Origin of the sequence: Thermus brockianus (genome assembly GCF_001880325.1) — a bacterium.
Classification (GTDB): Bacteria; Deinococcota; Deinococci; order Deinococcales; family Thermaceae; genus Thermus; species Thermus brockianus.
Window position 1 is genome coordinate 1,449,921 of record NZ_CP016312.1, and the last position, 12,328, is coordinate 1,462,248.

Annotated in this window: 15 protein-coding genes and 1 tRNA gene; 2 read left to right on the forward strand and 14 right to left on the reverse strand. The window is 67.0% G+C overall.

The genetic code is table 11. The features are described from left to right. Position 1: 1 nt before the first annotated feature. The 14 genes from nuoK to A0O31_RS07855 form a co-directional block, all read right to left on the reverse strand. Positions 2 to 289: an NADH-quinone oxidoreductase subunit NuoK gene (nuoK, locus tag A0O31_RS07790; RefSeq protein WP_071677369.1), complete on the reverse strand. Its 288-nt coding sequence runs from the start codon at positions 287 to 289 to the stop codon at positions 2 to 4. Beyond that, complete coding sequence (locus A0O31_RS07795; RefSeq protein ID WP_071677370.1) at positions 286 to 819, reverse strand: NADH-quinone oxidoreductase subunit J family protein; 534 nt, start codon at positions 817 to 819, stop codon at positions 286 to 288. Before A0O31_RS07795 ends, nuoK begins: the two co-directional genes overlap by 4 nt. Next, positions 816 to 1,364, reverse strand: a complete 549-nt coding sequence (nuoI, locus tag A0O31_RS07800; RefSeq protein ID WP_071677371.1) for an NADH-quinone oxidoreductase subunit NuoI — start codon at positions 1,362 to 1,364, stop codon at positions 816 to 818. Before nuoI ends, A0O31_RS07795 begins: the two co-directional genes overlap by 4 nt. Continuing rightward, positions 1,361 to 2,425 carry an NADH-quinone oxidoreductase subunit NuoH gene (gene nuoH, locus A0O31_RS07805; protein ID WP_071677952.1) on the reverse strand — a complete coding sequence of 355 codons (1,065 nt, stop codon included), beginning with the start codon at positions 2,423 to 2,425 and terminating at the stop codon, positions 1,361 to 1,363. Before nuoH ends, nuoI begins: the two co-directional genes overlap by 4 nt. A 26-nt stretch (positions 2,426 to 2,451) precedes the next feature. Then, on the reverse strand, positions 2,452 to 4,803 hold the full coding sequence (gene nuoG, locus A0O31_RS07810) for an NADH-quinone oxidoreductase subunit NuoG (protein WP_071677951.1): 2,352 nt from the start codon (positions 4,801 to 4,803) through the stop codon (positions 2,452 to 2,454). A gap of 2 nt (positions 4,804 to 4,805) precedes the next feature. Beyond that, the gene (gene nuoF, locus A0O31_RS07815) at positions 4,806 to 6,119 is read right to left on the reverse strand and encodes an NADH-quinone oxidoreductase subunit NuoF (protein ID WP_071677372.1); all 1,314 of its coding nucleotides are present in this window, start codon (positions 6,117 to 6,119) and stop codon (positions 4,806 to 4,808) included. Further along, positions 6,116 to 6,661 (reverse strand): NADH-quinone oxidoreductase subunit NuoE, encoded by a 546-nt coding sequence (gene nuoE, locus A0O31_RS07820; RefSeq protein WP_071677373.1) that lies wholly within the window; start codon positions 6,659 to 6,661, stop codon positions 6,116 to 6,118. The genes nuoF and nuoE overlap by 4 nt, the downstream gene beginning before the upstream one ends. Before the next feature lie 9 nt (positions 6,662 to 6,670). After that, positions 6,671 to 7,888, reverse strand: a complete 1,218-nt coding sequence (gene nuoD / locus A0O31_RS07825) for an NADH dehydrogenase (quinone) subunit D (RefSeq protein ID WP_071677374.1) — start codon at positions 7,886 to 7,888, stop codon at positions 6,671 to 6,673. After that, positions 7,885 to 8,505, reverse strand: coding sequence for an NADH-quinone oxidoreductase subunit C (locus A0O31_RS07830; RefSeq protein WP_071677375.1), 621 nt, complete (start codon positions 8,503 to 8,505; stop codon positions 7,885 to 7,887). Before A0O31_RS07830 ends, nuoD begins: the two co-directional genes overlap by 4 nt. A gap of 3 nt (positions 8,506 to 8,508) precedes the next feature. After that, a complete protein-coding gene (locus A0O31_RS07835) occupies positions 8,509 to 9,054 on the reverse strand; it encodes a NuoB/complex I 20 kDa subunit family protein (protein ID WP_071677376.1) in 546 nt (181 codons plus the stop codon). Then, positions 9,045 to 9,404, reverse strand: coding sequence for an NADH-quinone oxidoreductase subunit A (locus A0O31_RS07840; protein ID WP_071677377.1), 360 nt, complete (start codon positions 9,402 to 9,404; stop codon positions 9,045 to 9,047). Before A0O31_RS07840 ends, A0O31_RS07835 begins: the two co-directional genes overlap by 10 nt. Positions 9,405 to 9,571: 167 nt before the next feature. Beyond that, positions 9,572 to 10,390, reverse strand: coding sequence for a 16S rRNA (adenine(1518)-N(6)/adenine(1519)-N(6))-dimethyltransferase RsmA (gene rsmA / locus A0O31_RS07845; RefSeq protein ID WP_071677378.1), 819 nt, complete (start codon positions 10,388 to 10,390; stop codon positions 9,572 to 9,574). Then, on the reverse strand, positions 10,383 to 11,129 hold the full coding sequence (locus tag A0O31_RS07850; protein ID WP_071677379.1) for a metallophosphoesterase: 747 nt from the start codon (positions 11,127 to 11,129) through the stop codon (positions 10,383 to 10,385). Before A0O31_RS07850 ends, rsmA begins: the two co-directional genes overlap by 8 nt. Next, positions 11,126 to 11,767 (reverse strand): Rad52/Rad22 family DNA repair protein, encoded by a 642-nt coding sequence (locus A0O31_RS07855; RefSeq protein WP_071677380.1) that lies wholly within the window; start codon positions 11,765 to 11,767, stop codon positions 11,126 to 11,128. The genes A0O31_RS07850 and A0O31_RS07855 overlap by 4 nt, the downstream gene beginning before the upstream one ends. A gap of 62 nt (positions 11,768 to 11,829) precedes the next feature. Here A0O31_RS07855 and A0O31_RS07860 point away from each other — a divergent pair, with 62 nt between their 5' ends. Both A0O31_RS07860 and A0O31_RS07865 read left to right on the forward strand, forming a co-directional pair. Further along, positions 11,830 to 12,168, forward strand: coding sequence for a hypothetical protein (locus A0O31_RS07860; protein WP_071677381.1), 339 nt, complete (start codon positions 11,830 to 11,832; stop codon positions 12,166 to 12,168). Between the two features lie 37 nt (positions 12,169 to 12,205). Beyond that, positions 12,206 to 12,281 (forward strand) — tRNA-Ala (locus A0O31_RS07865). The last annotated feature ends 47 nt before the right edge of the window (positions 12,282 to 12,328 follow it).

The following is a 12,328-nucleotide window of genomic DNA, read 5'->3' on the forward strand; positions in this document are numbered from 1 at the left end:
CTTACCCCCTAAGCTCCGATAGGTCGTCCACCGCCGTGCTTTCCCGGTGGCGGAAGATGGCCACGATGAGCCCCAGGCCCACCGCCACCTCGGCGGCGGCGATGGCGATGACCATGAGGGCGGCCACCTGCCCTTCCAGCCCGTGGGCCTTGGCGAAGCCCACCAGGGAGAGGTTGGCGGCGTTCAGCATGAGCTCAATGGAGAGGAAGACCAATATGGCGGTCCTGCGGGTGAGGACGCCATAGACCCCGAGGGCGAAGAGGAGGGCCGAGGCGAAAAGGTAGCTCATCGGAGCACCTCCTCCTTGCGCTCCTCGGGGCGCAGGGCGTCTAGGGAGCGGCTGGGTTGCACCAGGGCCACCGCCACCACCGTGGCCGCCATGAGGAGGAAGCCCACGGCGAGGAGGACGAGGAGCCAGTCCCCGTAGAGGAGGGGCCCCAGGGCCTGGGGGAGCCCTCCCTGGAGGTCCTGGGTGAGGGCGAGCTTCAGGCCCAGGAACCCGGAGAGGAGGATCCCCGCCACCCCCAAGGCCAGGAGGGCGGCCAAGGGCTTGGAGCGCACCAAGGGGTCAAAGCCCACCTCGCCTTGGGCGGCGAAGAGGAGCATGATGACGAAGAGGAAGAGGACCACGATGGCCCCGGCGTAGACGATGATCTGGATGAACCCGAGAAAGCGGGCATCCAGGGCCACGTACACCCCGGCCAGGACCAGGAAGTTGGCGATGAGGGCCAAGGCGGCGTGGATGGCGTTCCTCAGGGTCACCACCAGAAGCCCGGTGGCGAGGAGGAGGAGGAGGGCCAAGGCTTCCCAGGGGCTCACCGCTTCCCTCCTTCCGTGGGGGCCTTGAAGCCCTCCAGCTCGGGCCTAACGTAGGGCACCACGTAGCCCGGCTTCACCGCCTTCCCGGTCATCTTGGCCTCGCGCCGCTGGGGCTTGGTGCCCACCACGTCCACCAGCATGTCCTCCTTGCCGTAGATCAGGTCGGAGTACTGGTAGTCCGCCATCTCAAAGTCGTAGCCAAGAACGATGGCCCCCGTGGGGCAGGCCTCCTCGCAGAGGCCGCAGAAGATGCACCGGAGCATGTTGATCTCGTAGACCTTGGCGTAGCGCTCCCCAGCGGAGATGGGGTTTTCCGGGTCGTTTTCGGCGGGTTCCACGTAGATGGCGTAGGCGGGGCAGGCGGCGGCGCAGAGGGAGCAGCCGATGCACTTCTCCAGGCCGTTGGGGTGGCGGGTGAGGACGTGCCGCCCGTGGAAGCGGGGTTTTAGGGCCACGGGGGCGTCGGGGTAGGGGACGGTCACCGGCTTGGAGAAGAGGTACTTCAGGGTGATGCCGAGGCTTTGCGCTAGGGCTTTTAGGGTCATGCGCCACCTCCTTTGCGCACGGGCTTGGGGCTATAGAAGAGGGCCCCGAGGAGGGCGAGGAAGCTTAGGGCGGAGAGGTAGACGAGGTAGACCCGGGGCAGGTCCAAGGCCACCACGAGGGCGGTGACCAAGAACCAGAAAAGGGCCACGGGGAAGAGGAACCCCCAGCCGAAGCGGAGAAGCTGGTCGTAGCGGAGGCGGAACCAGGTGGCCCGGATCCAGATGAAGACGAAGAGGAAGAAGGCGATCTTGAGGAACATCCAGAGGTAGGGGACGTTGAGGAAGGGCATGGTCCAGCCCCCTAGGAAGAGGGTGGGGATGAGGGCGCTAGCGGTGATGAAGTGGATGTACTCCGTCATCTGGAAAAGCGCCCATTTGATGGAGCTGTATTCCGTGTGGTAGCCGCCCACCAGCTCCTGCTCCGCCTCGGGGAGGTCAAAGGGGGTGCGGGCGGCCTCGGCCAGGGCGGCGATGGCGTAGACCAAGAAGGCGGGGAAGGCGTAGAGGAAAAGCCAGCCGTTTTCCTTTTGCCAGTTGACGATGTCGTTCAGGCTGAGGCTCCCCACGAGAAGCACCGGGGCGAGGAGGGCGATGCCGAGGCCGAGCTCGTAGGAGATGAGGCTAGCGGAGGAGCGCAGGGAGCCCAGGAGGCTATACTTGCTCCCCGAGGCCCACCCCGCCAGGAAGATGCCGTAGATGGCCATCTCGCTCACGGCGAAGAGGTAGAGGATCCCTAGGTCCAGGTTCACCACCCAGGGGTGGAAGCCGAAAAAGCTCCCAGGCGGGCCGAAGGGGATGGCCCCGAAGGCCAGGAGGGCGAAGACCACCCCGAGGAGGGGGGCGAGGACGAAGAGGACCTTGTCGGCCCGCTCCACCACCAGGTCTTCCTTGAAGATGCTCTTGATGGCGTCGGCGATGGGTTGGAAGAGGCCGAAGGGTCCCACCCGGTTCGGGCCCATGCGGATCTGGAAGCGGGCGAGGAGCCGCCTTTCAATGAGGGTCATGAAGGCGAAGGCGGTGAGGAGGCCCACCACCACCAGAAAGGCTTTGAGGGCCACCATCCAGTAGGGGTCCTGGGGGTACGGGTTCACGCTTCACCTCCTGTGGGGACCAGGATTCGGGCCTCCAGCCTCCTGCCGGCCCAGGGGCCCCGGGCGGAGAGGTAGTAAAGGCCCTTGGGCACGTCCTCCCGGTGGACCACCCGGGCCTTCTGCGGGCCCAGGGGGGTTTCCACCTCCACCAGGGCCCCTTCCAAGAGGGCCTCGAGGCGGGCCGTCTCCGGGTGGACCCAAAGCTCCAGGGAGGCGGCTTCCACCGCCTTGCCCACGGCCTGGTGGGCCTTCCACATGGTGGGGCGGAGGTAGAGGTTGCCCTTCTCCTCCCTGGGCCTGAGCGCCTTGGTGCGGAAGGAAAGGAGGCCCATGGCCTCGGGCACCTTCTTGGCCTTAAGCTCCCTTTGCGCCTCCAGGTGGAGCCGGAAGGGCGGCCGCACCCCGAGGGCCTCCGCGAGGAGGGCGAGGACCTGGAGGGCCCCTTCCGCCTCCCCGTTCTCAATGGGAGCGGGGGAGAGGGGGAGGACGCGGCCTTCCAGGTTCACCACGTGGCCCCGCTTCTCGTAGAAGGTGGGGGCGGGCAGGACCACGTGGGCGTAGGCCTCGGCCAGGGGATGGAGGTGGCTTAGGTGGAGAACCACGAAGCGCTTCCCTTTGAGGGCCCCTTCTGGGGGTACAAAGCCGTAGTAGGCGTAGGGGGCCCCGGGCTCATCCCAGGCGGCGCCCTTCTCCTTGGGCCAGACCCCCATGGCCTCGAGGCCCCGGGCGTTGGCGGCGGGGGTCATGGTGAGGACCTTGGCCCCCTTGCGCTCGGCGAGGAGCCGGGCCCGTTCCGCCGCCACCGCATCCTGCAAGACCCCGGCCCCCAGGATGAGCACGGGGCGCTCGGCCCGTTCAAAGGCCTCCCTGGCCCTTTGCACCGCCTCGCTCCCCTCCTTCTCCCCCAGGAGGGCGAGGAGGATCTCCCGCTCTTCCCCGGGGGCGTGGACCTCCTGGATGGCGGCCCAGCGCATGAGGGGGGCGCGGTAGGGGGCGAAGAGGGCCATCTTGTCCTTCCTTCGGGGCATGCGCTCCTTGATCTGCAGGTCGGCGAAGGGGGTGCCGTGGGCAAAATGATGGGGAGGCTTGAGGTCCCGCACGAACTCGGAGAGGCGGAGGTGGAGGATGGGGGCCTCCTCCGTGGGGTCCCCGAGGACCAGGGCGAAGTCCGCCCGGAGGAGGTCCTCCAGGGTGGCGGCGGGGTAGAGGCTCGCCGGGGCGGCGGTGCGGCCCTGGAAGTCCAGGTGGGGCGTGGCAAGGACCCGGGCCAGCTCGGCGGCCATGAGGCCCTCCTCGAGGGTGGCGTCCCCCGCAAGGTAAAGCCCCACCTCCTCCCCCTTGGCCCCCTTCAGGCCCTCCTGGAGGGCCAAGAAGGCCTCCTCCCAGGTGGCCTCCACCAGCCTGCCCTCCTTGCGCACCAGGGGGGTCTTGAGGCGGTCCGTATCCGCCCACTCGTGGCCGAAGCGGCCCGCATCGCAAAGCCAGATCTCGTTGACCTCGGGCACCTCCCGGGCCCGGATGCGCAGGAGCTCCCCGCTCCGGGTATCCGCCGTGATGCCGCACCCCACGGGGCAGAGGGCGCAGGTGGTGGGGGTTTCCTCCATCTCCCAGTTGCGGGCGCGGAAACGAGCGGTGAGGTCCAGGAGGGCCCCCACGGGGCAGATGTCGGTGATGTTTCCGGAGAAGCCCGAGGGGAGGCCGAAGTCCAGGGTGCCGATGAAGGTGTGCACCCCCCGCTCAATGAAGTCCAGGACCTCGTCCCCCGGGACCTCCTCAAAGTAGCGCACGCACCGCTTGCAGTGGATGCACCGCTCCCGGTCCAGGATCACGAAGGGGGAGAGGGGGTGGTGCTTGTCCTCGTGGCGGCGGGTGAACTCAAAGCGGGTGTAGACGGGAAGCTCCAGGGGGTCTTTCTGGTAGTACTTCTCGTAAAGCCCGTACTCCACCGTGCGGTCCTGGAGCTCGCAGGCCCCTCCCTTGTCGCAGGTGGGGCAGTCCAGGGGGTGGTTGACCAGGGTGAACTCCACCATCCCCGCCTGGGCCTCCCGCACCACCTCGGAAAGGGTGTCCACCACCATGCCCTCGGCCACGGCGGTGACGCAGCTTGCCGCCAGTTTGGGTTGCCACTGGATCTCGGGCTCTCCCTTCTCGTTCAGCAGGGGCTTCCCGTCGGGGCCCCGCTTGGGCAGGCCGATGCGCACCAGGCACATGCGGCAGGCCCCGATGGGGGAGAGGTGCTTTTCCGAGCAGAAAAGGGGGACGTCGTACCCCGCGTGGAAGACGGCGTCCATGACGCTCGTCCCCGGGGGTACCTCCACCACGCGGTCGTTGACCTTGACCCTAACCACCTTCACCTCCAGAGGGTTGGCCTGGGCACGGGCTTCTTCTCCCGGGCCAGGGCGAGGTACTGGTCCTTGAAGTGCTTCAAGGAGCCTTTCACCGGCCAGACGGCGGCGTCCGCCAAGGGGCAGAAGCTTCGGCCCTCAATGAGGGGAAGGAGGGCTTCCAGGGTTTCCACGTCCTTCTCCTCCCCTTGCCCCGTGCCGATCTTGGCGAAAAGGTTCACCATGAACCCCGCCACCCCTTCCCGGCACGGCGTGCACTTGCCGCAGGACTCGTGGGCGTAGAAGCGGGTGACGTTCCACATGGCGTCCACCATGCTCACCCGTTCGGGGATGAGGATCACCCCCCCGGTGCCCAGCATGGAGCCCTTGGCCTGGAGGTGCTCGTAGCTCATGGGGGTGTCCAGGACCTCGTCCGTGAAGGGCAGGGGTGGGGTGGAGGACCCGCCGGGGATGAGGGCCTGGATGGGCTCCAAGGGTCCCCCGGCCCACTCGTAGATGAGCTCGCGCAGGGTGGTGCCCATGGGGAGCTCATAGACCCCAGGCCGCCGCACGGGGCCGGAGATCTGGTAGAGCTTCATGCCCTTGGACTGCTCCGTGCCCATCTGGGCGAACCAGTCCGCCCCCCGCTCCAGAATGGGGACCACCGAGGCCAGGGTTTCCACGTTGTTGATGGTGGTGGGCTTGCCCCAAAGCCCCGCCTGGGCGGGGAAGGGGGGTTTGAGGCGGGGGTTGGCCCGAAGGCCCTCCAGGGAGTTCATGAGGGCGGTCTCTTCCCCGCAGATGTAGGCCCCCGCCCCCCGGTGCACGTGGACGTCAAAGGAGAAGTCCGTGCCGAAGAGGTTTTGCCCCAGGTAGCCCCGGGCCCGGGCCTCCCGGATGGCGGCCTCGAGGCGGTCCGCCGCCTTCCGGTACTCGCCCCGCACGTAAATGTAGCCCACCGTGGCCCGGATGGCGTAGCCGGCCAGGATCATCCCCTCCAGGAGGAGGTGGGGGACGTCCTCCAGGATGTAGCGGTCCTTGAAGCTCCCGGGCTCGGACTCGTCGGCGTTGCAGATGAGGTAGTGCTGCTGCCCGTCCTTGGGCATGAAGCTCCACTTAAGCCCCGTGGGGAAGCCCGCCCCGCCCCGGCCCCTGAGCCCCGAGCGCTTCACCTCCTCTATGACCTCTTCCGGGGTCTTCTCCTTTAGGACCCGCTTGGCCGTCTCGTACCCCCCGTGCTTCAGGTAGTAGTCCAAGGTCCAGCTGCCCTCCTTGCCCACGTGGGCGTAGAGGGTGCGCTCAAACCGGGGGTCTTTTCCGGAAACGATGGGCCCGGTCATACCTCCACCTCGTGCACGTGGTGGCCGCACCGGCCGGGAAGCTCTATCTCCTCAAGCCGCTTTCCCGCCCGGAGGCCTTCCAGGAGGGCCTGAAGCCTGGCCCGGGTCACGCACTCCACGTAGGGCTCATCGTTCACCTGGACCACGGGGGCGGTGTGGCAGCTTCCCAGGCACTCCACCTTCTGCACGCTAAAAAGCCCGTCCGGGGTCACCTCCCCGGGGCCGATGCCCAGGGTTTCCGTGAGGTAATCCCAAAGCTCGTCCGCCCCCGCCAGCTTGCAGCTTAGGGTGGCGCAGACCTGCAGGTGGTACCGCCCCGTGGGCACGAACTGGTAGTAGGAGTAGAAGCTCGCCACCCCCATCACCTCCGTGGGGGTGGTGCCCACCAGGCGGGCAATCTCCTCTACCCGCTCGGGGCGGATCCAGCCCTCCTCCTGCTGCACCCGCCTTAGAAGGGGCATGATGGCCGCCCGCCGCCCCTCGGGCGGGTACTTGGCGAAGGTTTCCTCCAGGAAGTCCTGCTTGTCGTCAAAGAACCCCATCTTCCCTCCTTAGCGGTCCACGTCGCCCATGACCGGGTCCAGGCTGGCGATGATGGCCACCATGTCCGGCACCTGCTCGCCCTTGCAGGCGTAGGGCAGGCTTTGCAGGTTGACGAAGCTGGGGGCCCGCACCTTTACCCGGTAGGGCATGCTTCCGCCGTCGGAAACGATGTAGTAGCCGAGCTCCCCCCGGGCCGACTCCGTGGGCACGTACACCTCCCCCTTGGGAGGGTGGAAGCCTTCGGTGTAGTGCTTGAAGTGGTAGATGACCGCCTCCATGGAGGTTTCCAGGAGGGGGCGGGGGGGCGGGGTGATCTGGGGGTTGGGGTCGCGGACGGGCCCGGGCTCGAGGCGCTCCAGGGCCTGCTGGATGATCTTCACCGACTCCCGCATCTCCCGGATGCGGACGAGCATCCGGTCAAACACGTCCCCGTGTTCCCCAAGGGGCACGTCAAACCGGTAGGTCTCGTACCCGGCGTAGGGGTAGGCCTTCCGCACATCGTAGTTCACCCCGCTTGCCCTCAAGGAGCCCCCGGTGAGGCCCAGGTGGATGGCCACCTCGGGGGGGATCACCCCCACGCCCCGCGCCCTTTCGTAGAAGATGGGGCTTTCGGCGAAGAGGGCCTCGTACTCGTCAATGCGGTGGGGCAGGACCTCCAGGAACTTCTTGAGCTCGGGGACGAACTCCTCGGGCAGGTCCTCCTTGACCCCGCCGATGCGGATGTAGTTGTGGTGGAAGCGCTGGCCCGTGACCCACTCAAAGAGGTCTAGGATGGTTTCCCGCTCGCGGAAGGCGTAGAAGAAGGGGGTGAGGGCCCCGAGGTCCAAAAGGCCCGTGCCCAGGAAGACCAGGTGGCTCGCCAGGCGGGAGAGCTCGTTCAGGATGATGCGGATGGTCTGGGCCCTGGGCGGCACCACCGCCCCCACCAGCTTCTCCACCGCCAGGGCGTAGGCTAGGTCGTGGGCGAAGGAGTGGAGGTAGTCCATCCGGGGCGTATACGTGATGACCTGCGTATACGTCCGGTTCTCCATGTTCTTCTCAAAGCCGGTGTGGAGGTAGCCGATGTGGGGGACGAGGTCCAAGACCTCTTCGCCCGATAGGGTGACCACCACCCGCAATACCCCGTGGGTGGAGGGGTGCTGCGGGCCCACGTTCAGGGTCATGACCTCGGTGCGGAGCTCTTTGGGCTCCTCCAGGGTCTCCACCGGGTCCAGGTAGTCCTTCATTTGACCTCCTTGGCCTTGGTCAGGTCGGCCCAGAGGGACCGGTAGCCCTTGCGGCTACCTCCCTTGTAGAGGGTGAGGCCGGGGTTCTTGCCGGTGATGGCCGCCCGGAACTCGCTCGGCACGATGAAGCGCCCCTCGCGGAAGAGGGTGGGGGTTTCCCCCAAGGGGAAGTCCTTGCGCAAAGGGTGGCCCTCGAGGTCCTCTGGGGTGAGGATCTTGCGCAGGTCCGGGTGCCCCTCAAAGACGATGCCGAACATATCGTAGACCTCCCTTTCCAGGAAGTTGGCGCTCCCCCAGAGGTCGGTCACCGTGGGGAGCCTAGGGTCCTTCTCCGGCACGTAGACCCGGACGAAGAAGCGGCTCCCGTCCCCATCCTTCCACCCCGGCAGGGAGACGAGCTCGTAGACCACGGCGAAGCGCTCGGGGCGGGGGTCGGGGTATTCCAGGTAGTCCAGGCCCACGATGTCCGCCAGGTAGTTAAAGCCCATCTCCTTGTACCGGGCCATCTCCCCCTTGAAGGCCTCGCGGGGCAGGACCACCCAGAGGTTGCCGAGGCCGTTGTCCTCTATGGGGTAGCCCTTGGCCCGGGCATCGTCCAAGACGCTATGGAGCCGCACGTTTCACCCCCTTGCCCGCTGCCAAGCGGCCACGGGCGGAAGCTTCCGCCCCTTCTCGTCGTAGGCCTGGCCGCGGACCTTCTTCTGGAGTTGCATCACGGCGTAGATGAGGGCCTCGGGGCGCGGGGGGCAGCCCGGCACGTAGACGTCCACGGGCACCACGGAGTCCACGTTCTGGACGATGGCGTAGTTGTTGAACATCCCCCCGGAGCTGGCGCAGGCCCCCATGGAGATCACCCACTTGGGGTCGGGCATCTGCTCCCAGACCCGGCGCATCACCGGGGCCATCTTCTTGGATAGCCGCCCGGCCACGATCATCACGTCCGCCTGGCGGGGGCTTGCCCGGAAGACCTCGCTGCCGAAGCGGGCGAGGTCGTTGCGGGCGTCGGTGGAGGCCATCATCTCAATGGCGCAGCAGGCGAGGCCGAAGGTGGCGGGCCACAGGGAGTTGGACCTTCCCCAGGCCACCAGCTTCTCCAAGGTGGTGAAGAGGATCCCCTCCCGCTCCAATTCCTGGACATCCCTTTCAAACAGGTCCTTCAGTGCCACCGCATCACCCCCTTCCACCACTCGTAGAGGAAGCCCACGAAGAGGAGCAGGGTGAAGGCCAAGACCCCCAGGAAGCCCCATAGCCCAAGCCCCCCGGCGCTCACGGCGTAGGGCCAGAGGAAGGCCACCTCCACGTCAAAGAGGATGAAGAGCATGGCCACCACGTAGAAGTGGACGGGAAAGCGCTTCACCTCCCCGGCGGGGTCATTCCCCGACTCGTAGGGCATGAGCTTGGCCCTGCCCGGTTTCTTGGGGCCCAGAAGAGCCCCCACCCCCAGGGCCGCCACCCCGATGAAGAGGGCCACCCCCAGGTAGATGAGGACGTTCACGTACTCTGCGATCGGCGCCAAGGTCCCCTCCTTTCGTGCATCTCTTCACGAGGCGGGGACCCAGTGGAGCCCAAGGACCCCGCCCCCTTTCCCGCCCATCTTACCACCCCCTTCCCGAGACAAAAGGGGTGGGGTACACCGGAGGGGGGTAATCGGTGTAATACCCCATCTTATGGAGATTTCGCTGGCTACTCACCGGTGTAGATAAGGGACTTAAGCGTTTGGAAGAGGGGAAGGTCCAGGTCCTCCGCGCGGACCTTTTCCGAAAGGCGCAAAGCGGCCAGGGCCTGGACTACCCTTTCCCGGGGGTAGCCGGCGGCCAACAGGGCGTTTTTGAGGGTTTTGCGCCGCTGGCCGAAGGCGGCTTCCACCAGGCGGAAGAGCTCGGGGTCGTCGGGCACCCCCAGGGGCGTGAGGCGCACCAGGCTGCTTTGGACCTTGGGCGGGGGGAAGAAGGCCCCAGGGGGAAGGTCAAAGAGCTTTTCCGCCCGGGCGTGGTGGGCCACCCTCAAGGAGAGCACCCCGTAGGCCGGGCTTCCGGGCCTCGCCGTCATGCGCTCCGCCACCTCCTTCTGCACCAGGAAGACCAGCCGGGCGAAGCGGCCCGTCTTGAGGAGTTGGGTGACCAGGGGGGTGGCGATGTTGTAGGGGAGGTTGGCCACGAGAAGGCTTCCTTCCGGTACCCCTTCCCAAGGGAAGCGGAGGGCGTCTTGGAAGAGGAGGCGGACGGGGAGGCCCCTAAGGGTTTCCTCTAGAACGGGTTTGAGCCGGGTGTCCTTCTCTAAGGCCGTCACCTCGGCCCCCGCTTCCGCCAGGGCCCGGGTGAGGACGCCAAGCCCGGGCCCCACCTCAAAGACCGGCCCCGTGAAGGGCTTGGCCGCCTCCACGATGCGCCGGAGGTGGGCTTCGGAGACCAGGAAGTTCTGGCCGAGGCGCTTGTCGGCGAAAAGGCCGTGCCGGGAAAGGAGTTCCCGCACCGTTTTGGGGGAGGTGAGGGGGTTAGGCATGGGGGAGGCGCTTGATCCGGGGGTTTAGGGGCTCCTCCTGAGGGGCAAGCTCCAGGTACTCGCCCAGGTCCAGGGCGTCAATGAGGGCGAAGCGTTCTTTGAGGAGGATGCCCTCCCGCATGGGCACGTGGCCGTAGACGCCAAAGCGGTAGCCCATCCTTTCCACGTAATCGGGGGTGCGGAACCACCAGGTCTTGGGCTCGCTTTGGGCGTAGAAGAGCTCGTCGTACTCCTGGAGCCAGGGCACGGGGCCCACGTGGGCGAAGTGGATGCCCTCGAGGAGGAACTCCTTGGGGAAGCCCGCCATCCAGGCCTTTAGGGCCTCGGGCAGGGGTTTGCCGCCCCTTTCGGGGTGGAACTCCAGGTGCTGGAGGTGGCGGTTGCCCAGGATGGGCTCGCCCCTTAGGGCCGCCTCGTCGTGGTTGCCCAGGAGGACGACCACGTTTCCCTCGGCCTCCTCCTGGAAAGCTTTCAGACGGAAAAGCTCCCGGATCTGGGCCCCGGCGGCCAGGCGGAGATGGGTGGGGTCTTCGGGGTCAAAGGGGGCGAGGCCCGTGAGCCTCTCGTAGTCCCTCGGCGTCTTGGGGTGGACCAGGTCGCCCAGGAGGACCACCCGGACGGCCCCGGAGCGGAGGAGGGGTGTGGGCTTGAGGGAGGCGTCCGCTAGGCCCTCTGCCTTGAGGATCCGCCAGAGGGCGGGGAAGTTGGCGTGGAGGTCCCCGATGGCGACGATCCTCATCCCTTGAGCAGGGCCCGGAGCTCCCCGTAGAGGCGCTTGGTCTCCTCGGGGGTTTTGCCGTACCCCCCGTACTTGGTGACGATTTTGGCCGCCTCCTTCCCTAGGCCCTTTTCCTTCAGGCGCTCCAGGAGCTGGTCTATCAGGCGGTAGGCCTCGGGTTTTTCCTCCTCCTCGGGTTCGCCCGCCTCCGCCTCCTCGGGAAGCTTGGGCGGGGTGAAGCGGCCCTTTTCGGGGTCGTAGTCCACCCACTGCTTCTCCAAGCGGTAGAGGTAACGGCCCACGCCGAACTTCACCGCGGCCCGCTTGAGGGCATCGGAGAAGGCGGCCTTGAGGGAGTCGCCCTCCCCCACGTCCTCCTTGGTGACCCCGAGGACCGTGAGGCGGCACTTCACCTCGCAAAGCCGCTCCCGGCGCTCGCCCCGTTCGTCCCGGACCACCCGCTCCTGGTCGGCGAGGACCTCGTAACTGTCGTGCCACCCCTCGGGCCCTACGGCCCGGTCCAGGCGGTCCAAGACGGTGCGGGCGTCCACGTAGGGGACCACCAGGGCCCGCCTCCGGTCCTTGGTGAGGGCCTCTATGCGCCACTGGACCTCGGAGGGGGGGAAGGGTTCCGCCAGTTTACGCCAAACGTCGTCCACCTTTTAAGTGTACTTTAGCCGGCTCTCACGGACGAGGGGAGGGGCTTAGGTATCCTTGGGGCATGCGGAGGTGGCTTGCCCTTTCCCTCCTGTTGGTGCCGGCGGTGGCCCTCGAGGTCCGCATCACCGCCAACCTTACCCTGGACCCCTTTCCCCAGGCGGTGGTGGTGGAGCGGGTGGCGGAGCCCCAAGGGATCCTGGTGGTTTACAACTTTTCCCGGGCGGAAGCGGTCTTCCGCTACCACGACGAGGACCTGCGCCGCCGGGGCTGGGTGCGCACCAAGTACGAGGTGAAGAAGAACGAGTGGAAGGCGGAGTACCGCAAAGGGAAGGCCAAGGCCACCCTCTCCGTGAAGGACAAGAAGGGCCGGGTGGAGGTGCGCCTCAAGGAAGGGGACTAGACAAGCCAAGGCCCCCCCGCTACCATATAGGGCGCATGGGGCCGTGGCGCAGCTGGGAGCGCGCCTGAATCGCACTCAGGAGGTCACGGGTTCGAGTCCCGTCGGCTCCACCAGCTCCAGAACGGAGTTTTTGACCCCCCGGGCTTCCCCGGGGGGTCGC

Excerpts from the sequence above, each read along its gene's own strand:
- nuoK (WP_071677369.1), bottom strand. The coding sequence starts at position 289 with ATGAGCTACCTTTTCGCCTCGGCCCTCCTCTTCGCCCTCGGGGTCTAT.
- nuoI (WP_071677371.1), bottom strand. The coding sequence starts at position 1,364 with ATGACCCTAAAAGCCCTAGCGCAAAGCCTCGGCATCACCCTGAAGTAC.
- nuoH (WP_071677952.1), bottom strand. The coding sequence starts at position 2,425 with ATGGTGGCCCTCAAAGCCTTTCTGGTGGTGGTGGGCCTCCTCACCGCC.
- nuoF (WP_071677372.1), bottom strand. The coding sequence starts at position 6,119 with ATGACCGGGCCCATCGTTTCCGGAAAAGACCCCCGGTTTGAGCGCACC.
- nuoE (WP_071677373.1), bottom strand. The coding sequence starts at position 6,661 with ATGGGGTTCTTTGACGACAAGCAGGACTTCCTGGAGGAAACCTTCGCC.
- nuoD (WP_071677374.1), bottom strand. The coding sequence starts at position 7,888 with ATGAAGGACTACCTGGACCCGGTGGAGACCCTGGAGGAGCCCAAAGAG.
- rsmA (WP_071677378.1), bottom strand. The coding sequence starts at position 10,390 with ATGCCTAACCCCCTCACCTCCCCCAAAACGGTGCGGGAACTCCTTTCC.
- A0O31_RS07850 (WP_071677379.1), bottom strand. The coding sequence starts at position 11,129 with ATGAGGATCGTCGCCATCGGGGACCTCCACGCCAACTTCCCCGCCCTC.
- A0O31_RS07860 (WP_071677381.1), top strand. The coding sequence starts at position 11,830 with ATGCGGAGGTGGCTTGCCCTTTCCCTCCTGTTGGTGCCGGCGGTGGCC.